Source organism: Melghirimyces thermohalophilus (assembly GCF_900102685.1).
Classification (GTDB): Bacteria; Bacillota; Bacilli; order Thermoactinomycetales; family DSM-45169; genus Melghirimyces; species Melghirimyces thermohalophilus.
The window spans coordinates 54,598-78,882 of sequence record NZ_FMZA01000018.1 but is presented as its reverse complement, the minus strand read 5'-3'; the positions used below and the strand labels follow the sequence as shown (position 1 = coordinate 78,882).

At 54.3% G+C, this 24,285-nt stretch carries 26 protein-coding genes; 8 read left to right on the top strand and 18 right to left on the bottom strand.

What is annotated here, in order from left to right:
• The coding region (locus tag BLP91_RS13185) for an IS3 family transposase (protein ID WP_143003508.1) at positions 1–279 on the top strand (279 nt) is incomplete at its 5' end.
• Positions 280–345: 66 nt separating this feature from the next.
• On the opposite strand, the gene lpdA is transcribed toward BLP91_RS13185, so the two are convergent.
• The 5 genes from lpdA to BLP91_RS13160 all read right to left on the bottom strand — a co-directional run bounded on the left by lpdA (position 346) and on the right by BLP91_RS13160 (position 5,795).
• Positions 346–1,761, bottom strand: coding sequence for a dihydrolipoyl dehydrogenase (gene lpdA, locus BLP91_RS13180; RefSeq protein ID WP_091571965.1), 1,416 nt, complete (start codon positions 1,759–1,761; stop codon positions 346–348).
• 1 nt (position 1,762) lies between these two features.
• On the bottom strand, positions 1,763–3,043 hold the full coding sequence (locus BLP91_RS13175; RefSeq protein WP_091571962.1) for a dihydrolipoamide acetyltransferase family protein: 1,281 nt from the start codon (positions 3,041–3,043) through the stop codon (positions 1,763–1,765).
• Positions 3,044–3,068: 25 nt separating this feature from the next.
• On the bottom strand, positions 3,069–4,049 hold the full coding sequence (locus tag BLP91_RS13170; protein WP_091571959.1) for an alpha-ketoacid dehydrogenase subunit beta: 981 nt from the start codon (positions 4,047–4,049) through the stop codon (positions 3,069–3,071).
• Positions 4,050–4,052: 3 nt separating this feature from the next.
• A complete protein-coding gene (pdhA, locus tag BLP91_RS13165) occupies positions 4,053–5,126 on the bottom strand; it encodes a pyruvate dehydrogenase (acetyl-transferring) E1 component subunit alpha (protein ID WP_091571990.1) in 1,074 nt (357 codons plus the stop codon).
• 207 nt (positions 5,127–5,333) lie between these two features.
• The gene (locus tag BLP91_RS13160) at positions 5,334–5,795 is read right to left on the bottom strand and encodes a ferritin-like domain-containing protein (protein WP_091571957.1); all 462 of its coding nucleotides are present in this window, start codon (positions 5,793–5,795) and stop codon (positions 5,334–5,336) included.
• A gap of 136 nt (positions 5,796–5,931) precedes the next feature.
• Between BLP91_RS13160 and mnmL the strand changes: the two genes are divergently transcribed.
• The 3 genes from mnmL to BLP91_RS13145 all read left to right on the top strand — a co-directional run bounded on the left by mnmL (position 5,932) and on the right by BLP91_RS13145 (position 9,141).
• A complete protein-coding gene (gene mnmL / locus BLP91_RS13155) occupies positions 5,932–6,930 on the top strand; it encodes a tRNA modification radical SAM protein MnmL/YtqA (RefSeq protein WP_091571954.1) in 999 nt (332 codons plus the stop codon).
• Positions 6,927–7,520, top strand: a complete 594-nt coding sequence (mnmM, locus tag BLP91_RS13150) for a tRNA 5-(aminomethyl)-2-thiouridylate-methyltransferase MnmM (RefSeq protein WP_091571952.1) — start codon at positions 6,927–6,929, stop codon at positions 7,518–7,520. The genes mnmL and mnmM overlap by 4 nt, the downstream gene beginning before the upstream one ends.
• Positions 7,521–7,683: 163 nt before the next feature.
• Complete coding sequence (locus BLP91_RS13145; RefSeq protein ID WP_176757979.1) at positions 7,684–9,141, top strand: protein kinase domain-containing protein; 1,458 nt, start codon at positions 7,684–7,686, stop codon at positions 9,139–9,141.
• Positions 9,142–9,243: 102 nt separating this feature from the next.
• Here BLP91_RS13145 and BLP91_RS13140 read toward each other — a convergent pair whose 3' ends face one another.
• Entirely contained in the window at positions 9,244–9,615 is a 372-nt protein-coding gene (locus tag BLP91_RS13140) for a S1 RNA-binding domain-containing protein (RefSeq protein WP_091571946.1), read from the bottom strand.
• Positions 9,616–9,849: 234 nt separating this feature from the next.
• Between BLP91_RS13140 and pckA the strand changes: the two genes are divergently transcribed.
• The gene (gene pckA, locus BLP91_RS13135; protein WP_091571944.1) at positions 9,850–11,430 is read left to right on the top strand and encodes a phosphoenolpyruvate carboxykinase (ATP); all 1,581 of its coding nucleotides are present in this window, start codon (positions 9,850–9,852) and stop codon (positions 11,428–11,430) included.
• A gap of 157 nt (positions 11,431–11,587) precedes the next feature.
• Positions 11,588–12,208 (top strand): uridine kinase, encoded by a 621-nt coding sequence (gene udk, locus BLP91_RS13130; protein WP_091571941.1) that lies wholly within the window; start codon positions 11,588–11,590, stop codon positions 12,206–12,208.
• A 113-nt stretch (positions 12,209–12,321) separates the two neighbouring features.
• Here udk and BLP91_RS13125 read toward each other — a convergent pair whose 3' ends face one another.
• The 5 genes from BLP91_RS13125 to BLP91_RS13105 all read right to left on the bottom strand — a co-directional run bounded on the left by BLP91_RS13125 (position 12,322) and on the right by BLP91_RS13105 (position 15,646).
• The gene (locus BLP91_RS13125) at positions 12,322–13,236 is read right to left on the bottom strand and encodes a ketopantoate reductase family protein (protein WP_091571938.1); all 915 of its coding nucleotides are present in this window, start codon (positions 13,234–13,236) and stop codon (positions 12,322–12,324) included.
• Between the two features lie 303 nt (positions 13,237–13,539).
• Positions 13,540–13,950, bottom strand: a complete 411-nt coding sequence (locus tag BLP91_RS13120; protein ID WP_091571936.1) for a hypothetical protein — start codon at positions 13,948–13,950, stop codon at positions 13,540–13,542.
• A 126-nt stretch (positions 13,951–14,076) separates the two neighbouring features.
• Positions 14,077–14,460, bottom strand: coding sequence for a glycine cleavage system protein GcvH (gene gcvH, locus BLP91_RS13115; RefSeq protein WP_176757978.1), 384 nt, complete (start codon positions 14,458–14,460; stop codon positions 14,077–14,079).
• A 15-nt stretch (positions 14,461–14,475) separates the two neighbouring features.
• Positions 14,476–14,919 (bottom strand): TlpA family protein disulfide reductase, encoded by a 444-nt coding sequence (locus tag BLP91_RS13110; protein ID WP_281220641.1) that lies wholly within the window; start codon positions 14,917–14,919, stop codon positions 14,476–14,478.
• Between the two features lie 187 nt (positions 14,920–15,106).
• Positions 15,107–15,646 (bottom strand): peroxiredoxin, encoded by a 540-nt coding sequence (locus BLP91_RS13105; protein ID WP_091571931.1) that lies wholly within the window; start codon positions 15,644–15,646, stop codon positions 15,107–15,109.
• 392 nt (positions 15,647–16,038) lie between these two features.
• On the opposite strand from BLP91_RS13105, the gene BLP91_RS13100 reads away from it, so the two are divergent.
• A complete protein-coding gene (locus tag BLP91_RS13100) occupies positions 16,039–17,640 on the top strand; it encodes a bifunctional metallophosphatase/5'-nucleotidase (RefSeq protein WP_091571928.1) in 1,602 nt (533 codons plus the stop codon).
• Positions 17,641–17,664: 24 nt separating this feature from the next.
• Positions 17,665–17,865 carry a DUF1259 domain-containing protein gene (locus tag BLP91_RS17315; RefSeq protein WP_281220640.1) on the top strand — a complete coding sequence of 67 codons (201 nt, stop codon included), beginning with the start codon at positions 17,665–17,667 and terminating at the stop codon, positions 17,863–17,865.
• Positions 17,866–18,237: 372 nt separating this feature from the next.
• Here BLP91_RS17315 and BLP91_RS13090 read toward each other — a convergent pair whose 3' ends face one another.
• The 7 genes from BLP91_RS13090 to BLP91_RS13060 all read right to left on the bottom strand — a co-directional run bounded on the left by BLP91_RS13090 (position 18,238) and on the right by BLP91_RS13060 (position 24,278).
• Positions 18,238–18,912, bottom strand: coding sequence for an SOS response-associated peptidase (locus BLP91_RS13090; protein WP_091571925.1), 675 nt, complete (start codon positions 18,910–18,912; stop codon positions 18,238–18,240).
• Positions 18,913–19,015: 103 nt separating this feature from the next.
• Positions 19,016–20,647, bottom strand: coding sequence for a thiamine pyrophosphate-binding protein (locus tag BLP91_RS13085; protein ID WP_176757977.1), 1,632 nt, complete (start codon positions 20,645–20,647; stop codon positions 19,016–19,018).
• 238 nt (positions 20,648–20,885) lie between these two features.
• Entirely contained in the window at positions 20,886–21,335 is a 450-nt protein-coding gene (locus BLP91_RS13080) for a nucleoside deaminase (protein WP_091571920.1), read from the bottom strand.
• A 77-nt stretch (positions 21,336–21,412) separates the two neighbouring features.
• The gene (locus tag BLP91_RS13075; RefSeq protein WP_091571917.1) at positions 21,413–21,772 is read right to left on the bottom strand and encodes an arsenate reductase family protein; all 360 of its coding nucleotides are present in this window, start codon (positions 21,770–21,772) and stop codon (positions 21,413–21,415) included.
• Positions 21,773–21,817: 45 nt separating this feature from the next.
• Positions 21,818–22,375, bottom strand: a complete 558-nt coding sequence (locus tag BLP91_RS13070) for a cob(I)yrinic acid a,c-diamide adenosyltransferase (RefSeq protein ID WP_091571914.1) — start codon at positions 22,373–22,375, stop codon at positions 21,818–21,820.
• Positions 22,376–22,408: 33 nt separating this feature from the next.
• Complete coding sequence (locus BLP91_RS13065; RefSeq protein WP_091571911.1) at positions 22,409–23,230, bottom strand: heme ABC transporter ATP-binding protein; 822 nt, start codon at positions 23,228–23,230, stop codon at positions 22,409–22,411.
• 37 nt (positions 23,231–23,267) lie between these two features.
• Positions 23,268–24,278: a FecCD family ABC transporter permease gene (locus BLP91_RS13060; protein WP_245662271.1), complete on the bottom strand. Its 1,011-nt coding sequence runs from the start codon at positions 24,276–24,278 to the stop codon at positions 23,268–23,270.
• Between the last annotated feature and the right edge of the window lie 7 nt (positions 24,279–24,285).

The following is a 24,285-nucleotide window of genomic DNA, read 5'->3' as shown; positions in this document are numbered from 1 at the left end:
CGAGGATTCCAGTACACATCCCGAGCGTACCACGACATGCTTGACCGGGTGGACCTAACACCCAGTATGTCGCGGAGAGGCAATTGCTTTGACAATGCCTGCATCGAGAGCTTCTTTTCCCACTTGAAAGCAGAAGCTCTGTACCTCCATGGTATCCAAGATATTACTGAAACGCAAAGGTGTATTGAGGAGTACATTCAATTTTACAATGAACAACGGATTCAACGGAGATTAAAAAAGTTGACGCCTGTGGAATACAGACGCCAACTTGTCGCTTAACCCGGGTTTTTTCCAAGAGTCTACAAAATGGGGGCTTGACCACCGAGGGTTTCCCAACATCCGGGGTTATTTGTTCACCATGTGGATCGCATGACCCATGATCCCCTCTGCGGCTTCCATGAAGGTTTCCGGCAGGGTGGGGTGGGCGTGGATGGTGAGGGCGACATCTTCGGCGTTGGCACCCATCTCGATGGCCAGCACCACTTCCGAAATGAGGCTGGAGGCCCCAGGGCCGACGATCTGTGCCCCCAGGATCTGTTTCGTCTCCTTGTCAGCCACCAGTTGGAAAAAGCCTTCAGCAGCATCCAGGGAGAGGGCACGACCGTTAGCGGCGAAGGAAAAGCGGCTCACATCGACGTCATAACCTGCCTCTTTCGCCTCTGCTTCGGTCATGCCGGTGTAAGCCAGTTCCGGATCGCTGAAGATAACGTAAGGCATGGCCCTGTAGTCCACTTCGCTGGGTTCACCAGCAATCGCTTCAGCCGCAACTTTGCCTTCATAGCTCGCCTTATGAGCCAGCATCGGCTGACCGGCGATATCTCCGATGGCGAAAATCTTGTCATTCTTGGTCCGCATCTGTTTATCCACAGGGATAAAGCCGTGCTCATCCACTTCAATTCCGGCCTGATCCAGACCCAGTTCATCGGTGTTCGGTGTACGGCCTACGGCAACCAGCACTTTATCGGCTGTATAGCTCTTCTCCTCACCTTTTACCTCAGCGGTCACAGTAACACCATCGCCGGAGGTGTCGGCGGATTGGACCATCGCCTTGGTTACCGCTTTAACACCCAGTTTCTTGAGATTACGCTTCACCATGCGCACCATAGACGGATCGACACCGGGCAGGATGCTGTCCATCCCTTCTAGAACGGTTACTTCCGAGCCCAGCTTGCTATAAGTGATTCCCAGTTCCAACCCGATGTAACCGCCGCCGACGACAATCAGTTTTTCCGGGATTTCCGACAAGGAGAGCGCTTCAGTGGAGGAGATGATCTTCTTTCCATCATATTTCAGCCCGGAAATCTCCGTCGGGCGGGAGCCGGTGGCGATGATGCAGTGGTTGAACTGATAGGTTTGGCTGTCTTTTTCCGTGGCTATCTTCACCTTGTTCTCCCCGGAGAAGTAAACCTCCCCTTGGAGCACTTCCACTTTGTTCCCTTTGAGCAGGGAGCTAACTCCGCCTGTCAGCTTTTTGACCACGCCATCCTTCCACTTGATCATATCGGTGAAGTTAATCTTCACACCGTCGACTTCAATTCCCATGTGGGAAGAGTTTTTCATGTTATGAACTTCATCAGCAGCATGGATCAAAGCTTTGGAGGGGATGCAACCCCGGTTGAGGCAGACACCGCCCAATTCCGCTTTGTCCACCAGCGTCACTTTCTTCCCCATCTGGGCGGCACGGATGGCAGCCACATAACCGCCGGGACCGCCACCTACGACTAATACGTCGACTTCCGTTGCGAAATCTCCTACTACCATGTCAATTCATCTCCATCATCAAGAGTTTCGGGTTCTCCAGCAACTCTTTGACGCGGTTGAGGAAGCGGGCCGCCACATCCCCGTCGATCAGACGATGATCGATAGACAGGGAAATGTTCATCATCGGGCGTACCACCACTTCACCGTCAATGGCCACCGGACGCTCAGCCATTTTACCCATTCCGAAGATGGCCACTTCCGGATAATTGATGATCGGCGTAAAGTACTGGCCGCCAAAGGAGCCGATATTGGTAATGCTGAAGGTGCTTCCTTTCAGATCTTCCACCGTGGCTTTTTTGTCCCGGGTGCGCTTGACCACATCCCGAATCTCATCGGCCAGTTGGAAGATGGATTTGCGGTCCACGTCCCGGACCACCGGCACCACCAAACCGTCTTCAGTGGCCGTGGCAATCCCCATATGGTAATACTTCTTGATGATAATCTCTTCCTTTTCATCATCGATGGAAGCATTCAGGGTGGGGAATTCGCGCAGAGCAGCCGTCAGAGCCTTGATGACAAAGGGAAGATATGTCAGCTTGATCTCCCGTTGTTCGGCCATCGGTTTCGCCCACTTGCGCACCTCGACCAATTCCATAGCATCCACTTCGTCCATCACGGTGACGTGGGGAGCCGTAAATTTGCTCTGAGCCATCCGACGGGCAATGGTGCGACGCATACCGCGCAGAGGAATCCGCTCTTCGTCTCCTTGGGGAACGGAGGGGGCTGCTGCCTTCTCCTCCCGAGCGGTATCGGCTGCGGGGGCCTGATCGGTTTCCGGTACCGCTTCGGTCCCGCCTTCTTGGAAGGTGTTCAAATCCTCCAGCGTCACACGACCGTTTTTGCCGGTGCCGCTCACCTGGGTGATGTCGATCCCCATCTCCCGGGCCTTTTTCCGAACGGAAGGCATGGCCAGCACTTGCTTACCAGAGGGCTTCTCTCCGGTTTGGGCTGCAGGCTGTTCGGTTTTCGTTTTTTCTGCTTCCGTCTTCTGTTCTTTGTCGGCTTCACTTATTGCCTGTTCTTCACCATTATCGTCATCTTCGTCCCCGGTGTCAAATACGGCTAACACGGATCCGACTTCCACCACATCTCCTTCGCTAGCGTTCAGCTTCTTCACCGTTCCGGTCACCGGAGCCGGGATCTCCACGACGGCTTTATCTGTCTGCACTTCCGCAAGGATGTCATCTTCGTTGATGGCGTCTCCTTCCTTCACGTGAAAAGAGACGATTTCACCTTCATGAATCCCTTCACCTACGTCAGGCAATTTAAATTCAAATGCCAATGGGGTTTCCCTCCTTTCCAGGTCATCAAAAGTCCAAGGTTTTATAGATACCGGCACATACCCGTTCTAGGGATGGCAGCCATTCGTCTTCGATCGCGGTCAACGGATAAGGGGTGTCAAATCCAGTTACCCGCGCCACCGGAGCCTCCAAGGAGAGGATCGCCTCTTCGTTGATCCGGGCCACCAGTTCGGCACCGACCCCGCCGGTCTGGGCCGCTTCGTGGATCACGACGGCACGGTTGGTCTTCTGCACGGATTGGATAATCGTCTCCAGATCGAAGGGAGAGATCGTACGCATGTCGATCACTTCTGCCTTCACCCCGCGCTCTTTCTCCGCCTGATCTGCAGCCTTCTCCGCCAAGGGAACCATGGCGCCGTAGGCGATCAAGGTGACGTCGGAGCCTTCCCGGACCACATTGGCTTTACCCAGGGGCACGGTGTAGTTATCCTCCGGCACGTCGGCTTTGACAGAGCGGTACAACTTCATCGGTTCGTAGAAGATGACCGGATCATTATCGCGGATGGCGGAGATCAGCAGTCCTTTGGCATCGTAGGGGTTGCTCGGGACCACCACTTTGACACCGGGACTGTGCAGGAAGAGAGCTTCCAAGCTGTCAGAGTGTGACTCCGGAGTCTTGACACCACCGCCGTAGGGGATGCGGATGGTGATCGGGGCATTGAACCGTCCGCCGGAACGCATCCGCAAGCGGGCCGCTTGTGTAGAAATCTGGTCCATACATTCATAGACGAACCCGGCGAACTGGATTTCCGGAACCGGACGGAACCCCTGGGAAGCCAACCCGATAGAGGCACCGATGATGGCAGACTCGGCCAGCGGCGTATCAAAGGAGCGCTTTTCGCCGAAGGTCTGATAGAGATCGGCTGTGGCCCGAAACACACCGCCATTCACTCCGACGTCTTCACCCAGCACAATAACGTTCTCGTCCCGTTCCATTTCTACGCGGAGTGCGTCGTTCACCGCTTTAATCAGAGTCATGGTAGCCATGGTTTATTTGCCCTCCTTCCAAGCAAGGTATTCATCTTTTTGTTTTTGCAGGATCGCCGGGGTCTCTTCGTAGAGATCATCGATCAGATCAGCCGCAGTGCCTTTGGGCATCTTATCGATTGCTTTGATCGCTTGATTCATTTCTTCCAGGATCTCTTCCGAAGTCTTCTCTTCCTCCTCATCGGACCAGAGCTTCTTGGACTCCAGATATTTACGGAGGCGTTTGAGCGGATCCCGTTTAGACTGCCAGTCTTCTTCTTCTTCTTTCGTCCGGTAACGGCCCGGATCATCACCGGCCAAGGTGTGGGGTCCGAGACGGTAGGTGACCGCTTCGATCAAGGTCGGACCTTCTCCTTTACGAGCCCGATCTGCCGCCTCCTTGGTCGCCTGGTAAACAGCCAGCGCATCGTTTCCGTCCACCTGAACCCCACGGATTCCGTAGGCGATCGCTTTTTGTGCGATGGTTTCAGAATTGGTCTGCTTATGCAGCGGGACGCTGATAGCGTACTGGTTGTTCTGGCAGAAGAAGATGGTGTTCGCCTGATAGACGCCAGCAAAGTTGAGCCCTTCGTGGAAATCTCCTTCAGATGTGGCACCGTCACCGAAGAAGGCGATCGCTACATCTTCTTGTTCGCGCAGGCGGAAGGCCCAGCCGGCGCCAGCCGCATGAGGAACATGACCGGCGATAATAATCTGAGGCGGATACATATTCAGATCTTCTGGTAACTCCATTCCACCTTTCATTCCTCGGGAATATAAAAACGCTTTCTCAATAGAAAGACCGTGGATCATCGAGGCCCCCAAATCCCGGTAGCTGGGGAACAGCCAGTCGGAGCGCTTCAGCGCAGCCATGGAAGCTGCTTGGCAAGCTTCCTGTCCGGCCATGGGAGCGTAAAATCCGAGACGCCCCTGCCGGTTCAGCTTGATCGCCCGTCCGTCAAAGGTACGAATTCGAAGCATCCAACGGTAGATATCCTTCAATTGATCGTCAGACAGATCCGGCATTTTTTGACCCTTTGCGATCTTTCCGTTTTCATTCAGGATCTGGAACATTTTGTGATCCTGTTTTAACTCCATCTCTTTCGGCACGATGGATACACCTCGCTTTTCCAAGGTTTGACCCGCAAGTTGAGCAGTTCAGTTCATAGATTGCCTAAGTATCAACCAACCCATTCCAAATTCGCCTGAAAAAAACTACACAAAATCCCCGAATCGGCCTCTCATTACATCAGCGTCGGAAATTCAGGCTGCTTTCCAACGTCTCAATTGCATAATACACCCCATCTATATGAACGTCAACAGACCCTTGTATACCCCTAAAACCACTGTTATATCAGCGTTCTTTGTATTATAACAGTTCATTGAAACAGATGAACACAGTTGCTGTCCACATTCATTGATACAGATTGGTACAGAAACCCTAAAAAAACCGCAACCATCAGTTGCGGTTTGAACCTTTTTACAAACGGATTGTCGCTTCTTCATCGGCGATGGAGCTTTCCAATATCCCCTTACCTCTTCCGCCTGCTTTATTTCGCCTGGTTGAACGAGATCAGCAATTTTTTCAGACAGGTAGCTGGCGTGTGTCAGCTCATCCTGGGCTTCCTTTTCAAAGAGCTCTTTAAGAATGGGGCGGGCCAATCCCGACACCACCGCCGCATGGTGGGTATAACTGATCACCGCAGCATATTCGTGAGCCAGATCTTCATTCAAACCGTCGATCAGGGTTTTGATCTCTTGATCCATGGTACCGCTCCTTTCGGTCCATAAAGTCCGCCCCTGTCCACTCTATTCCCGCCTCCGCTCAATTTAAACTTTGGAACAAACGCGTTTGCTGTATAATAGAGGTGGTAAATTCGGCAGAAAAAGGACGGTTTTTGTGATGAACGCGCAACCGATGGAAGCCACCCCCCTCTTCTGGGGTGACAAACGATACCACACTTGGAACCACCACTTACGCAGTCACTTTGGCGGTAAAGTATTTAAGGTTCCATTGGATGGGGGGTTCACTTGCCCAAACCGAGATGGCACCGTCGCCGGCGGTGGCTGCACCTTCTGCAGCCCGAGGGGATCTGGTGACTTCGCTGGCGACCGCCGGCAGGACTTGGTCGAACAGTTCAACACGGTACGGGACCGCATGCACCAAAAGTGGCCCCAAGCGCGATATATTGGCTATTTCCAAGCCTTTAGCAATACCTATGCCCCGGTGGACGTGCTTCGCCCAATGTATGAAACGATCCTGAAACAACCCAATGTGGTGGGCTTGTCCATCGCCACCCGGCCCGATTGTCTTCCCGATGATGTGGTGGAACTTTTAGCTGAGCTCAACCAGCGCACCTACCTCTGGGTGGAATTGGGGCTGCAGACGGTCCACGATACCACCTCGGACCTGATCAACCGTGGACACGATTACGCCTGTTTTTTGGACGGTGTGTCCAAACTTCGCAGACAGGGGATCCGCACCTGCGCCCACATTATCTACGGTCTTCCCCAGGAGTCACCTGAGATGATGCTGGAAACGGCCAAAGCTTGTGCTGCGATGGATATCCAGGGGATCAAAATTCACTCCCTGCATCTGTTGAAAAAAACGGCGATGGTTAAACAATATAAAAAAGGACTGTTGCAACTTTTGGATCGGGAAACCTATATTCAGCTGGTCGCTGATACCCTGGAGCTGCTCCCTCCGGATATGGTGATTCACCGGGTAACCGGAGACGGCCCGCCGGAATTGATGATCGGACCGATATGGAGCACGAAAAAATGGGAAACCCTCAACGCTATCGATGCGGAACTTGAAAGACGCGGCTCATGGCAGGGAAAAGCCTGGTCTCCTTCCATCACCAGCACCCTGCCGCGACGGAAGGGCGGAGGTATGCAGTGAGCCTGCCCACCGCTCTCACCCTGTCCCATCAACTGATCCAGAGCGTATTGCAGCCCGGCGCTTGGGCTGTGGACGCCACGGTAGGCAATGGACACGACACCCTCTTTCTAGCCCAGTCGGTCGGTGATCAGGGTCACGTACACGGCTTCGACATCCAAGCAGAGGCCTTGGCACGGGCGGAAGCCCTCTTCAGAAAGCACCAGGTGCAGGAACGGATTACCTTGCATCAACGCAGCCATGACCAATTAGCTAAAACCCTTCCGCCAGACTGGAGGGGGCGAGTCGCCGCAGTCATGTTTAACTTGGGATACCTTCCCAAAGGGAATTCTTCGATCATCACCCGGTGTGAAACCACCTTACCCGCCCTGTCCCAGGCCTTGGAGTGGCTCTCCCCCGGGGGAATCCTTACTGCCGTGCTGTACACCGGCCACCCCGGCGGCAAAGATGAGGCAGATCGAGTCCTCCGTTTTGCCGCAACACTGCCTCCCCGGCAGTATCGTTCCATCCGGTATCAAACCATGAACCGCGACTACGCTCCTTCTCTTGTCGCAGTCATCAAATCGAAAAAGCAGACTGCGACGAAGGCATAAAACCCCCTGGACAGACAGGATTTCTTTTTCTTTCAAGATGAAACACTTTTTCGGAAAATATATTTTTATACGGACAGCGTCATGGTAGAATCAAAAGCAAGCCTGTGGTCACCCTCTGCGGCCGGCCACGGATCGCTCTTATCCCTAGGAAAGGTGGATGACGGTGCTAGGTAAGCGGTTGGGCGGCCGGTATCAGATGATCCAGCGCGTAGGCGGCGGTGGCATGGCCGTCGTCTACAAAGCAAGAGACACGGTGTCGGGCCGTTATGTAGCCATCAAAGTTCTGAACGAAGCCCTAAGCTATGATCAAGCCTTTATCCGGCGCTTCAACCGGGAAGTCCGGGCAGCGGGCAGCCTGTCCCACCCCCACGTGGTCCAGGTTTACAACGCTGGCCGCGAAGGCCACACCTATTATATGGTGATGGAATATATCGAAGGCCCCACGCTGATGGAATTGATCCTCAAGCGGAAACGAATCCCGCCCCGAGAGGCGGTATCGATCGCCATTCAGGTGTTAAACGGCCTCGCCCATGCCCATGAAAACGGGATCGTTCACCGGGATATCAAGCCGCATAACATTATGGCTACCCCCGGCGGCCGCTTCAAATTGACCGATTTCGGCATCTCCCGGTCAACCCGTTCGCCGACGATCACAAAAACTGGTTATGTGATGGGATCCGCCCACTACTTTTCGCCGGAACAGGCCACGGGCAAGGAAGTGAGTTATCCCAGCGACCTGTATTCTCTCGGTGTTGTACTGTTTGAGATGATCACTGGCCGCCTTCCCTTCGACGGAGACGAGGCGCTCGCCATCGCTCTCCAACATCTGCAGGAGCCGGTTCCCGATCCGCGCCGATTTGCGCCCGGCATTTCAGAATCGCTCTGCCAGGTGATCTACCGAGCGCTAGAAAAATCCCCCGAAAATCGATTTCCCACCGCCAGGGAGATGTGCGCAGCTTTGCAGGCGATTTACAATGAAGAAGCCGGCTCATCACCCCCTTACTGGGAAACCAATCCGCCTGTACAGCAGGCGATCGGGCGGCAAGGGAGGCCAGCGGATCGCCAAGTGCTCCAGGCGACGGGGTCCAGGAGACAGGCGCATCGGAAGAGCCGCCAAAAAAAATGGATCGCCCTCTTGACAACATTGGCGATCCTGTTGATTCTGTGGCTCAGCTTTAGCGTTTTTGATCATAACCGTTCATCACGATCGGAGGATGAGGAAACCCGAGGATCCCCTTCGTCAACAGCCACGGCGAAAAGTGTCTCCTCCGAGACTCAACAGCAGACGAAGACGGACTATAACTGGAAAAAACATATCGGAGAGACGAACAATCCGCACTTTATCCAATATTCTTCGAACCGCGTCGGGGACGGTCGGTATGAGGTCTCTCTTAAAACGGACCTCTCTCCCCGCTTTTATTATGATATCCTGATCTACGATCGAAAGGGAAAAAAGGTGATCAACGGCATCCCCGTCGCTACGCTGTCTGGGGGAGAAGGCTTTAAGACGGTCCGCTTCCAGGTGAAGGTATCCGATCCGCCGAAACAGGGTTTGATCAAAATCCAGCTGTATCAACAGAATCAAAAAGCAACAAAAATACTGGAGAAAATCCAGGAATGAAAAAGGCACGCCCTTAAACAAAAGGCGCGCCTTTTTCATGATACAAAAAAACACCTTCCGTGGGGTGACTCCGGAAGATGTGACGATAAGTGGTGGAATCTATCAACGGCCTTTCTTTTGCTTGGCCGCCAACGCGCTCAGGCGTTCTTCACTGCTCTTCATCCATTTTTTCATCATGTCTTCAAAGTCCGGGGTTCCCCGGTTGCGGCCGCCACGGCGTCCACCACGCGGACGATCGTTGGTCAGCGCTTTGATCGACAGAGAAATTTTTCCGGAAGAGTCAATGGAAAGCACCTTCGCTTTGACCGGATCCCCGACGGATAATTCGTCTTCCACTTTCTCGACGAATTTGCCGGAAATCTGTGAGATGTGAACCAGACCCGTCTCCCCGGATTCCAATTTGACGAAAGCGCCGAAGGGTTTAATGGCGACGACTTCCCCGGTCACAACGGATCCTTCCGCTAGCTGACTCATTCAAACACTCCCGCAAACTTTTTCATTCTGTACGAAGATACCACTTATTTATATTTAAGTCAATGGTCAAATGGCTGTAACGCCAAATACCGATATATACCTTTCAAACCCAGTAGAAAGTAAAAAGCCATGATTCCCACAGGAAGCTAAATGTGTTATACTTTTTGCGTCAGTAATCGCGAATTAGGTTGTTTATCATACAATACAGTACGACAGAAAGAAAGGGATGGACTGATGAAGACTCATATTGACGCCAACAATTCCCTCAAAGTGGAATTCGAAGGTGATGTGCACCGGAATCTGTCCGTTGCCCGTTTGGTGGAAAAAGCACTGGAACGGAATGAAGGAGTATTGACATCCAATGGTGCTTTCCGTGCGGTGACAGGAAAATTTACCGGTCGTTCTCCCAAGGACAAATATCTGGTCAAGGATTCCGAGACGAGGGAACGGATCGATTGGGGAGACATCAACCGTCCGATGGAACCGGATACATTTGACCACCTGTTTCGCCGGGTGTGTGACTACCTTCGGAAACGGGAAGTTTTTATCTTTGACGGATTTGCCGGAGCCGATTCGCGTTACCGCCTCCCGATTCGCGTAATCACTGAGTACGCCTGGCACAATCTGTTTGCAAGGCAACTTTTCGTCCGTCCCAAAAAGGGAGAGCTGGATCAGCACGAATCCCCGTTTACCGTGATCAGCGCTCCCGGTCTCAAAGCCGACCCCGATCGCGACGGAACCCGTTCGGAAACCTTTATCGCCGTCAACTTGACCCAACGCGTCATCCTGATCGGGGGAACGGAATACGCCGGTGAGATCAAAAAATCGGTGTTCAGCGTCATGAACGATTGGTTGCCGGAAACCGGGATCCTGCCGATGCATTGTTCCGCTAATATGGGACCTGACGGGGATACCGCTCTCTTTTTTGGTCTCTCCGGAACCGGTAAAACCACCTTGTCTGCTGATCCCGCCCGCAGCCTGATCGGTGATGACGAACATGGGTGGTCCGACAGCGGGATCTTCAACATAGAAGGCGGCTGTTACGCCAAGTGTATCCACTTGTCTCGTGAAAAAGAACCCCAAATCTGGAACGCTGTCCGTTTTGGTACCGTGTTGGAAAACGTGGCGCTGGATGATGAGCGCCGCCCTGACTACCATGATAACAGACTGACAGAAAATACCCGAGCTGCCTACCCGATCGAACATATCTCTTCGGCCAAAATCCCCGGAGTCGGGGGACACCCCCAGGTCATCCTCTTTTTGACCGCCGATGCCTTCGGGGTATTGCCGCCGATCGCCCGTCTCACTCCTGAGCAGGCGATGTACCACTTCTTATCTGGATATACCAGCAAGCTGGCCGGCACCGAGCGGGGCATCACGAAACCACAGGCCACCTTTTCCGCCTGTTTCGGCGCCCCTTTCCTGCCCCGTCCCGCCGGCGCTTATGCCGAGATGCTGGGCGAAAAGATCGCCCGTCACAAGGCCCGCGTCTACTTGGTCAACACCGGCTGGTCCGGCGGTCCTTACGGGGAAGGGGAGCGGATGAAGCTGGGATATACCCGGTCCATGGTGCGTGCTGCTCTGGATGGCACCCTAGAACAAGCCGAATTCCATCCCGATCCGGTGTTCGGTATCCACGTGCCTGATCGCTGCCCCGATGTACCGGCCGAGGTGCTAAGCCCCCGAGACACCTGGAAGGATCCGGCCGCTTACGACCGAAAGGCACGGGAGCTGGCCCAGCGGTTCCGAGAAAACTTTCAACGCTTCTCCGATGTCAGCGAGCGCATCAAATCGGCTGGCCCCCGTCTGGATTAACCTGGAATCATATGACCCGCCCTCTCCGCTTTTCGGAGAGGGTTTTTCTTACTCCTCTCCGATTTCCCATCCACTTGCAAAAGAAAAACGGAATTGCTATCATCACGAAGGGATTGTCTGTCTTTTTTTATGCTTGAAACAAGAAAGGATTCATCATATGAAACGTCCGATCATCATTGGTGTCGCCGGAGGAAGCGGATCCGGCAAAACCACTGTCGCGCGAAACATCTGTCACCGATTTGCCGATTCCGTCTCCCTGATCGAACAGGACGCCTACTATAAAGATCAAAGCCATCTGCCCTTGGAAGAGCGCGTCAAAACCAACTACGACCACCCCCTCGCCTTTGACAACGATCTGTTGATCGAACATCTGGACCAGCTGTTAAACCGGCAATCGGTGGAAAAACCCGTCTATGACTACGAACGACATACCCGCTCTGAGCAAACCATCACGGTGGAGCCTACCGATGTCATCATCTTGGAAGGGATTCTAATCCTGGAGGATAAAAAGCTGCGCGAGCGGATGGATATCAAAGTCTTTGTCGATACCGATGCCGATGTGCGCATCCTGCGTCGTCTGGAACGGGATATGAAAGATCGAGGGCGGTCCCTGGATTCGGTGATCCAACAATATCTCACCGTCGTCCGTCCCATGCACCTTCAGTTTATCGAGCCGGCCAAGCGTTACGCCGACCTGATTATTCCCGAAGGCGGCTACAACCAAGTGGCGATCAATCTGCTGGTCAATCAGATTCATACCATCCTCTCCGAAGGATAAACGTGGTACAAATCATCACCCCCTGCCGTGAGCGGGGGGTGATGGTTTTGGGGGATCATTTACGCAAACAACTTTACTCCTCTTTTTTTAGATCAAACAAGGTGCGGCCCGCTTTATCTCCGATTGGATTCATAAGTTTTGAGATACGTATACACCGTCTGCAACAACGGCAGGTCGGCTTGGTCGCTGGCCATATTGAGAAGTTCCCCGTGGAGGTGGTCCGCCTCCACCGGGGCGTTTTTCTCCATATCCCGCAGCATGGAGGATTTCATCCCTGGTTGCAGGGAACGGATCACTTGAAACACCCCGTCCACCAGCTCCTGGTCCAAGGAAGGTTCCCGGTGGCGAGCCGCTCGAGCGATCTCATCCAAGAGCCGCCGAGTAACTCCGACGCCGTATTTTGTCTCCAAAACCGGGCCGATGGCACTGTTCATCAACGAGGTGATCCCGCTGAAGGTGGAGATAAAGAGATATTTTTTCCACATCTCCCGCAAGATCTGATCGCTTTTCTCCGCCTTCATCTGTCCGCCGGTCAGCGCTTGTTCCAACCGCCGGACCCGTGGGCTGTCTTGACCGTCTCGTTCACCGAAGATCAAATCATGGCGGGAGCTGTATTGCTCAATCTCGCCCCGATCGTTCAATGTCGTTTCAATAAAGCAAAGACCGCCCAGGACCTGTTGGGGTGAAAAAGCAGCATCCAACCGATCTAGGTGTGTCATCCCGTTTAGCAGGGGAAGAACCATCGTCTCCTCCCCCACATAGGGCCACAAATCCTCTAATACGCCATCCAGGTGGTACGCTTTGACCGCCACGATCACCACATCAAAGGGGCCTCCCTCTTGGCCCGGAGTTAGCGTGCGCACCGGCAATTCGGCATTTCCGTGGATGCTGTGGATGCAAAGCCCCCGTTCCCGAAGCTGTTGGTTTCGACGGGGACGTACTAAAAAGGTAACATCCTCTCCTTTCTCCTGCAGTCGGCCGCCAAAGTAGCCCCCGACGGCGCCGGCGCCCACGATGAGAAATCGCATAGGGAACATCCTCCTTTAAACTGAATAATTCCGCCTTTCCCATGATACTACAAATTGAAAAAATACTCGTCGCAGAAAATGGGTCTTGTCTTTCCGAAAGCCTTTATAAAACCGATCTTGATATAAGATGCGATCATAGGTGTACCAAGCGCAAGCCACTGCCCGTGGGTGTTATGGGTCCCATCAGGTCATACCAGCGTTACTGATATTATTACTGAGCGGAAATAAAAAGGGGCCTGCACAACCCCTGTGCAAACCCGCTGGTCGACTCCCAGGGTTGAAGCGCTTTCTTTTTGGAGAAGCCTAGCCTGCCCGGGCCTTGCGATAACGGTCCAAGCGTCTGCTCAACACCCGCAGACGGTGTTTCAGCATCGCTTCCCATTTATGATCCTCCAAATGCCGCGCCACCGACATCAAATCCAAGGCGGTATCGATCTGGTTTCGAAGGAGGGTTTCCGGCTCCTCATCCTGAAGGCTGGAACAGGATTCCTTCCATGCATCGCTGTGCCCGATCTGTTCCCCCAGATTGAGCTCCCGGGCTCCATCCTCCTGAGCAAACTCCAGCAACAGCTCAAACTCTCTCTCCACCGACGGATGAACTTCCATTCGATGGCAGACCGGACAAAATTGCAGAGGCACATGGTGGACCTTCACCGACTCGTATTGGATCGTCCCCATGCCGCCCACCATCCCGGCTCCACAACAAAATCCCATTTCTCCCCGCCTCCTCTCTCTATAAAGAACTGGAAGAATGTATGATCGTTTTACCACCGGTCCACCCTCGACAAACCTCTTTTCGCACAAAAAAGACCCGGTACCTTATCGGCACCGGGACGTGGTTTACTCTGAAACCATCGATTCGTATTTATCCGCGTCCATCAGGTTGTCCAGCTGAGAGGGATCGCTCATCTCGACGACGATCATCCAGCCATCTTCATAGGGGGAATCGTTAACATTTTCCGGGGACTCATCCAGCTCGCTGTTTACTTCCAGCACCTTTCCGCTCACCGGTGCGTACAATTCGGATACCGTTTTGACGGATTCCACACTGCCGAAGGGGGTGTTGTACTCCAGTTCATCCCCCTCTTCCGGCAATTCGACGAAAACGATGTCTCCCAATTCATCCTGGGCAAAATCGGTAATTCCGATTCGGACTTTATTATCCCCTTCTTGCTTGACCCACTCGTGCTCTTCGCTGTACTTCAATTCCTTGGGCAGGTTCATCATCAATCCCTCCCTTTACTCTTTGTTCAGAACCCGTTGTAACGGCCGTTCCAACATATTGAGGGCTTTTTCACCGGCAGAGCGGTGACGGAGCTGACCTTCCTCGTCAAAAAGGTAGAAAGCCGGCACAAACTCGTTTTCAAAAGCGTCGACAATGCTATGTTGATTATCGATCGCCTGCGGATGCGTCAGATCGTATTTCTCAATCGCTTCCTTCACCGCATCCACATCGGTGTCCTTTTCCGAACGAGGCATGTGAATGCCAACCACTTTTAGATTCTCATTTTCATCCCGGATTTTCAACACATCCGGCATATTCTTTTTGCAAATGCCGCAACTGATCGACCAAAAGTGAATCAGAACCGGTTTTCCTTCCAGCTCCTCCTTGTTCACTTCACCGTTTACCCATTCCGTGGCGCCTTTCAGTTCCGGCATTTCCGTACGTAAACGCAAAGCCATGACCGACAGCCTCCTTCATCCGATCTTCCATCGGTACGTCTCAATGATATTTTTCCTTTAAAAACCCTTTTGTTGAAAAAAGGCCTAACGGGACCGTTAGGCCGTGACTGTTGAAACCCTTTCGGGTAAATATCAACAATCGGATCCCTTACGGCAACGTTAGGCCCATGGGTGCAAACAGATGCGATTAAAGGGTTTTTTGACCCGGTTTCCAGTCGGAGGGACAGAGTCCGCCGGTTTGCAGAGCTTGCAGAACCCGCAGTGTTTCGTCCACGCTCCGGCCGACGTTTTCGTCAGTTACCACTTGGTAACGGAGAATTCCCTCAGGATCGATGATGAACAGGCCGCGCTGGGCGACACCTTCTTCTTCATCGAGAACCCCGTAAGCCCGACTTACCCGGTGGGTCGGGTCGGCAGCCAAGGGATATTTGATCTCGCCAAGCCCGTTGTCATCACGGGAGGTGTTGATCCAAGCGCGATGGACAAACTCGGTGTCGGTGCTGACCCCGATGATGTCGCAATCGAGATCTTGGAAGTCTTCGTAACGATCGGAGAGCGCAGTGATCTCCGTCGGGCAGACAAAAGTGAAGTCTTTGGGATAGAAGAACAGTACCAGCCATTTCCCTTTATAATCGGAGAGTTTGACCTTCTCATCCAAGGTTTCCAGGTTTTTCGTACTGTTCATTTCAAAGTCCGGTGCAGGCAATCCTACCAAACGTGTGGCCATAGGTATCCCTTCCTCCTTGCATATGTTCTTCATCCACTTCTACTCTACCCAGGCAAAGGGATTGTTAAACAACCAACCTTCACCCGCCATATACTAAAGTAACACTTATGAAATAAAAGTCAATACTAAGTTGGACTGAGTCCAATGTGGGAACGATTATCAATAAGTGATATATAATTGGAAATGCGGAGGTTTTTCAAATGATATCTTTACTCTTTTCCCTTTTATTTTTCTAAAATTATAAAAATTAGACAAGACTCTTCTCCCCGAAATAAAAGAAGGGAATTGACACCTATTTGTCAAAAGGTTAATACCATTTCAACCTTTTCTTCATGAGTTATTCTTATCATTTAACAAGGGACTTGAAAGACTGAGAGAAGGAGAGAGCAAAGATGAAGCGATGGAAACGGCTGGGTGGAACCCTCCTCTTGTCTACGCTGCTGGCTGCAACCCCCCTATGGGCTGCGGGGACAGAAGCCGCGGAAAAGGCTAAGGGACATGAAGTGGATTTGCAGTTGCTGTCGATTAACGATTTGCACGGTCAGTTGAACGTGACAGACACCATCGATGGAAAACAGGTCGGAGGGGCCGATGTTCTCGCCACTTATCTGAAAGAACGGGCGGCGGATAACAAAAACACCTGGATGGTCCATGTAGGGGATGCTGTCGGTGCCAGCGCTCCCGTGTCAGCCTTATTGCAGGATGAACCCACCATCGAAATTCTCAACGAGATCGGCTTTGACCTCGGGACCATCGGCAATCATGAATTTGATGAAGGCGTGGAGGAAATGCTGCGGCTGATCCACGGCGGGGAACATGAAAAAACCGGCGATTTTGCCGGGGCCGACTTCCCCTACACCGTGGCCAATGTGAACTGGAAAGAATCCGGCAAACCGGTCCTGCCCCCTCACATCGTCAAAAAAGTGAAGGGGATCCCGGTTGGATTTATCGGAGTTGTCACCACGGAAACGCCTCACATCGTCTCTCCCGACGGGGTGAAGGAGGTCACCTTCACCGACGAGGCGAAGGCGATCGACCGCGAAGTAGAGCGTTTGAAGGAAAAAGGAGTCAAGGCGATTGTCGTGATGGCCCATGAAGGAGGCTTCCAGGATAGCGACACTGGGAAGATGGAAGGACCGATCGTGGAGATGACCCGGTCGATCGACGATGAAGTGGACGTCGTCATCTCAGGACATACCCATTCTTATCTGAACGGCACAGTAGACGGGAAACTGCTCGTCCAATCCTACAGTTCCGGAACCGCCTTCTCGGACATCGATCTCACTTTGAACCGTCACACCGGCGATATCACAAACAAGCAGGCGGAAGTGGTCACCACTTATCATCAGGGAGTGCAACCGGATCCACAAATCCGCAAAATGATCCAATCTTATGAGGAGGAAGTGGCGCCAATCATCAACGAGGAAGTGGGGGAAGCAAAAACGGCCATCACCCGTGAAGCTTCCCCTGCCGGCGAATCGGCGATGGGCAACCTGATCGCCGACGCCCAACGGTGGAAGACGGGAACCGATTTCGCCTTTATGAATCCCGGCGGAATCCGGGCCGACCTCGATCGGGGTCCCGTCACCTGGGGGGAACTGTACACTGTACAACCCTTTGACAACAACCTGGTCACCATGACCTTGACCGGCGAACAGATTGAGCGTCTCCTCAATCAGCAGTGGCAGGAGGATGGCACCCGGATGCTGCAAATCTCCGGCCTCACCTACACCTGGGATCCCACCCGCCCGGCGGGCGACCGGATTGTGGAACTGAAAAAAGCCGACGGCACCCCGATCCAGGCGGACGCTTCCTACACCGTCACCGCCAACAGCTTTATCGCTTCCGGCGGCGACAATTTCACCGTCTTCTCCGAAGCGAAGGATCAAGTCACGGCCGGGGTGGACCTGGACGCTCTGATCCAATATGTGAAACAATTACCACAACCCTTCTCCGCGGAGGTCGAAAACCGAATCAAGACAAACAGCGAGTAAAAGGAACCCGGTTCAACCCGGACGGTGCGTCTATGGAATTCCCAGGTTATTTTGACCATTCCTCATGCGAATCGGAACGGTCGGGCATTATGCCTGGGAGAAATGATGATCCTCACTCGGGAAATCAAGCCCTTTATCAGCCGCCTGCGCCCAGCCGGGATTCGGGTAACCGCCCTCCACAATCACTGGCTGTTTACCAAGACCCAAATCTGGTACATCCACTGACAAGCGATACAGCGTCCTCTGGTGTTTGCACGGAATGTGCGTAACGCCTCCCAAGTCCTGATTCATCGACCGGTCGGTCCGAGAAAACGGCGGTAAATCAAAACCACCCCCTGCGCGCAGGGGGTGGTTGCTATTTTACATCGATAAGCTCGTCCCGTTGCTTCCTCTGACAAACGTGATTGACTTATCTGCGCGATTGGGGGGAGGTCGTTCCCCTCACGTTCCGTTGTACTCATCGGGCACAGGTTTCGCCGGTCTCGCTTTGTACTTTGCAGCACAAGTCTCGCCAAGTCGCTCCGCTCCCGGTCTCGCTTGGATGTGCATGACTACTCCCTTTTATAAGATGAACCATTTCTGAAGGGCGGTTCCCTTTCAAGCGATCGGCCGGATGCAATCCGGTCCATCGTTTTGGGGTGAATTGACGATATTGGAAACGGGATAGATTTGGAGATCCTCTGATGCGATCGGATCCAGAACCGGCTGCAGGATTGCCGGATCTCGGATTTCCGGATCCAGCCACAGATTTTCCTCGGCGTGGTGCAGGATCGCCGGCATCCGATGATGGATTCGTTCCATCTTTTCATTGGAGCGGGTGGTGATAATGGTGAAGGAATGAACGGTTTCCCCCTGCGGATCCGTCCACTGATCCCATAAACCGGCAAAACCGAACAGCTCTCCACCTTCCAGCATCACTCGCAACGGTTCCTTTTTTCCCGTCTCATTCTTCCTCCATTCGAAAAAGCTGTCCGCCGGTACCAAACAACGTTGACGCTGAAAGGAGCGACGGAAGGCGGGCTTCTGGGTCAAGGTTTCGCTCCGGGCATTGATCAGTCGGTTTCCGATGGAAGGATCCTTCGCCCACCGGGGGATCAACCCCCATCGCATCGACACCAACCTTCGTTTCCCCTGCTCCGCTACTAGGATGGGCAAAGACTGGGTCGGCGCTATATTGTAGCGGGGCGAATGATCCATCGGGTCAACCTCCTGCACACGGAAACGTTCCTGAATCTCACCCAAACCTACGGTCAGAGTAAAACGTCCGCACATCAGCTGTCCCCCCCGCTTTCCTTATCTTGATCCCTCTCTACACCTATACTTCCCGGTTTTTCCCTGATTTCCTTTTTTCTTCGCCAAAAGCGACGGAGACGGGTTATAACTTGGTGTGGGGAACCATCGGGGCATCGCACAAGATCTCGACCAACGTCACCCGATCGGATGCCAGCGCCTCCTCGAGAGCGGCTTCCAGCTGATCCGCCGTCTCCACCCGAATCCCTTCCGCACCAAAAGCTTCCGCCAACCGTACAAAATCAGGATTGTTAACATCGCTGCCTAAGAGTTGGAGACCTGCCTGGATCATGCGATTTTGTTCCATGGCAAAGGAGCCGTTTCGCATCAGCAGGATCGTCAGCGGCAGTTGATAAGCTACGGCGGTAATCAAATCCGGCAAGGTGGTGCCGAAACCACCGTCCCCCACCAACGCCACCACCTGTCGATCCGGTTGAGCCCGTTTCGCCGCCATCGCTACAGGCAACCCAAACCCCAGGGTCCGCCAGCGACCCGAGATCAAAATTTCCTGCCGGTTCGCCTGAAAGATTCGGTTAAACCACAACACGTGATCCCCCACATCCAAGGCGATCACGGCGTCGGGTTCGATACACCGCCCCATGGCGGCCATCACCCGTTGCGGGGCGATGGGATCGTTATTCAATCCGGCTTCCTTTTCTATCTCCATTTTCCACAAGCTTCGCCGCCCCTCTACCTGCTGTCGCCAGGCAGACCGGTCCTGATCGATGATGCCGTGGAGCAACTGCGGCAGCACGTCGGCTAACGCCCCAGTCACTTGAGCGATTACCGGCCGTGTGGATCCGATGTTCTCGGAAATGGCATCCACCTGAACCAGGGGGATATGTTGAGGGACATCATCTTCCGGCCACCAGGTCGCCCCCAGGACCAGACAGAGATCGGCCTCCTGAAGCAGATCCGAAGCGGGCTCACTTCCCGCTTGACCCAATCCGCCGATATACAGCGGATGATTAGGGGAAATCATCCCGCGGGCAGGCAGCGTAGTCATTACCGGTGCTTCCCACCGTTCCGCAAGAGCGATCACCTCCTCTTCCAACCCCTGGACCCCTCGACCGGCCAGGATCATCGGCCGGGAACAGCCGTTTAACAGCTGGAGAGCAACATCCAGTTCGCTTTGCCGGGGCGGCGGGGTAGTCCGTTTCGGCAACAGCGGGTACAAGTCGGCGTTCACCCCCGCCGGCCAAATATCTTTGGGTACGGAAAGATGGGCCACACCGCCTCGGGACAGGGCTGCTCTCATGGCCTGGTTTAACTGGACCGGCAAGGCTTGGGCATCAGCTGCTATCGCCGAATAGACCGGCAGAGGCTGGATCAGTTGTTGTTGGTCGATCTCCTGCTTGGCTCCGGTGCCCAATTTTTTCCGTTCCACCTGACCGGTGATGGCCAACACTGGCGCCCGGTCCTGGGCGGCATCGGCCAGTCCATTCATCAACTGAGTGATCCCGGGACCGCTGGTGGCGGTGCAGACCGACAGGCAGCCCGTCAACTTGGCTTCCGCCGAAGCCATCAACGCCGCCGTCGTCTCCAACCGGCAATTGATATAGCGGATGGAGCCCTGTTTGGCAATGGCATCCATCCAATACAGAATCGAGTCCCCCGTCACCCCATACAAGGTGCGCAAGCCCCAAGCGGCCAATTGCTCCGTCACGTATTGAGCCACAGTCTTTTGCCCAGCTACGGCAGGTATTTGCGCCGCCATCCTCATCCCCCCTTCGGGGATATTGTTTACCGAGCCATATAAAAAAACTCAACCTCCATCCGGATACGGATCAAAAAAGCCCGAGGGTACGGGTATTCTTTTTGCTCCAGTGGACAAAAAACGACCCGTCACACTGAATAACTGCTAATGACCCTTCATTAAAAATCCTCCTCATCTCAGGGGGCTTCTTTTCATCCACTGCCGGATGAAATACAAAAAGCCCTTGCCAGGGCTTTTTTCACCGCTTTTTCCAAAGTGCCATCGGATCTTCCTGCCCCTTTTCCAAGGGCATTTCCACCATCGGCAGGGAGCGAGCCTCTTTCGGCTTTTTCAGGTCCTCGTAAATCTCTCTCGATTTGCCCAGCCCTGCTTCCACTGCTTCCTCAACAGATGCGCAATAGTACACTTTTTGGACCCCGGCGAAGTACATCGCCGTTAAACACATGGGGCAGGGTTCGCCGCTGGCATACATCACGGTTCCGGACAAGTCATTGGACTGAAATCGGGCTTGTGCGCGCCGGAGTGCCAGCATTTCCGCATGCCCGCTCACATCGTAGTTCTTATGTAACTCATTCACCCCTTCGGCGATCGCCTCCTGATCTTTGACCAGGACAGCGCCAAAGGGCTGCCCTCCCTCACGAACATTATCCACTGCCAGTTGCACGGCCCGCCTCATGAATGAATCCATGGTAATAGCCTCCCTTTTCGGTTCCACCCAAAGGTAAAAAAATGAGCCCGACAGGGCTCCCTTCGTTGACCCTCGCTTTACTGGGCCCAGGTTTGATCGAAGGTATCTTCCTTAAAACCGATGGTCACCTTTTCGCCATCGGTAACGAGCGGCCGTTTGATCAACATGCCATCGGAGGCGAGAAGATCCAGCATCTCCTCGTCATCCATCTCTTTTAAACGATCTTTCAACCCTAACTCCCGATACTTTTTGCCGCTGGTGTTGAAAAACTTTTTAACCGGCAAACCGCTCTTGCGCACCATCTCCGCCAACTCCTCCCGACTGGGAGGGGATTCGACGATATTTTGATCCGCAAAGGGAATCTCTTTTTCCTCCAGGTACTTGAGCGCCTTGCGGCAAGTGCCGCAGCGCGGATACTGGTATACTTTTAAGGCCACCACTCATCCCCCCTTCCATCTTCTCAGTATAACCAAAGAGGGGACTTACTTAAAGACATCCCCACTCCGCTCATATTCCACATCCTGATGCCCCTTTCGGGCGTTAGCGGCGCGGGCGATGGCGAAGAAGAAGTCAGATAGCCGGTTCAGGTAACGACGAACTTCCTCGTTGGTCTCCTGATCCTGGGAGAGGGTGACCACCCGCCGTTCCGCCCGTCGCGTCAGGACGCGGCAGACGTGAAGGGCGGAGGAAAGGGAGGTCCCCCCGGGCAGGATAAACCGACGAATCTCCGGCGCCTCCTGATGATAGCGGTCGATCCATTCCTCCAGCCGTGCCACCATCTCCGCCGTCACTTTGTAATCCCGTTTTTTACCCGCTTGAGCCAGGTCGCCACCGGCATCAAACAGCTCATGCTGAATATGGGTCAAATCCCGGATCATATCCTTGTCTCGAGATGGGTCCATTCGGGAGATGGCTTCACTGACAAAGGCATTCACTTCATCGATGGTGCCGTAAGCTTCCACACGGATATCGTCCTTATCCACGCGTCCACCGACCACACTGGTTTTCCCGGCATCACCGCTCCGGGTATACAGTTTCATCCTGATTCCCCCTTGCTTGGAGTCTCTCCTCTTTTACAGAGGAAAGGGTACGGCAGATTCTCTGTTCTCGGCAGGAGCCTGTTCACCGGAAGTGAGCAGCACCTGAGGTGCCCCGGTGACCGGATGCTCAGTCAACACCGGCTGTACACCGTATACTTCCCAAATCCGCTCCGGTGTCAGCACCTGTCCCGGTGTCCCCTCTGCAAAGAGGGCGCCCTCTTTCATGAGTAGGAGACGATCGCAGTACTGGGCGGCCAAATTCAGGTCATGGAGGATCACCAACACCGCCAATCCCTCCCGTCGCCGCCACTGTTGAATCCCGTCCAAAACCGATAGCTGATAGGCGATGTCCAGGTAGGTGGTCGGTTCATCCAGTACCAACAGCCGGGGCTGTTGCGCCATCGCCTTGGCGATGGCCACCCGTTGCCGCTCCCCACCGCTCAAGCGATCCACCCGCCGGTTTCGGTTCGACTGCAAGCCAGTCTCTTCCAACACCTGTTCCACGGCCTCAGCATCCCTGGATCCTGACCAGGGCCACCATCCCCGATGGGGATGGCGCCCCATCGACACCACCTCCTCTACGGTGAAAGGGGTCGGTGGCAGTCCCTCCTGGGGAAGGACGGCCATCTGTCGAGCCCGCTCCCGGGCACTCCATTCCGTGAGCGGTCGCCCACCCAGCCGAATCTCCCCTGCTTCCGGGTTCTCCTCTGCAGACAACAACCGAACCAGGGTGGTCTTTCCGCTGCCATTGGGGCCGATCACCCCCAGCATCTCGCCGGGAGCCACCGACAAGCTGATTCCCCGCAGGAGGGGCCGGTCGCCGTCATATTTCCATAAATTCCGGATGTTCACCATGGGCTCTCTCTCCTGTTCAACTGCTACCGCCGATTTATCACCGGTGTCGGAGGCTGCGTCGTAATTGCCAGGCGAAGAAAGGGGCCCCGATCAAGGCGGTCACCACCCCGATCGGAAGCTCTCGCGGTTCCATCACCGTGCGGGCCAGCGTGTCCGCCGCCACCAAAAACATCGCCCCAGCTAGGGCAGACACCGGCAACAGCACTCGGTGGTCAGGACCCGTCAGCCTCCGCATCACATGGGGAATAATCAGGCCAACAAAACCGATCGTTCCCGATACGGCCACGGCGGCGGCGGTCATCAAGGTAGCCGTCAACAGGAGGACCGTCCGGGTACGCCGTACGGAGACCCCGAGATGGCCGGCGGATCGCTCCCCCAGGGAAAACAGATTGAGGGAACCGGACATCAGCCAGACCAGACCCAGGCCTAAAACCAGAAAGGGCAGGATGGCCGTCGCGTGATGCCACTCCCTCAAAGCGACACTGCCCATGATCCAATATTGGATCCGCTGCATCTCTTCCGCGGAGGCGACCGCAATCACAAAGGTGAGCAGAGCGCCAAAAAAGGCCTGGACAACCACCCCCGACAGGATCAGTGTCTCGGTTCGCATCGCTTTTCCCGCCAGACCCAACACCAAAAACAGCGCAGCTGAGGCCAGGATGAAGGCCCAGGCGGGCACCGTCCACGCACCCAGTACAGCAGTGCCCATTCCTGTGAATATGGCCAAGGCCGCTCCCAGAGCCGCTCCAGAGGAAACTCCCAGGATGTAAGGGTCAGCCAGCGGATTTCGCAAGAGCCCCTGAAACACCACCCCTGCTCCAGCAAGAGCCGCTCCCACCATCGCCGCCAACACCACCCGGGGCAGGCGAATCTGCCAGATGATGGCGTCTACCGCCGGATCGACGGCGCTCACTCCAGTAAAGCGGGAGGCCACCACCCGCCCTACATCGGCCATACCCAATTCGGTGCTGCCCCAGCAGATCGCCGCCGCCATCGTGAACAACAACAGGGTAGTAAGTGTACCGCTCCACAGGGTAAGACGGGACAACCAATTC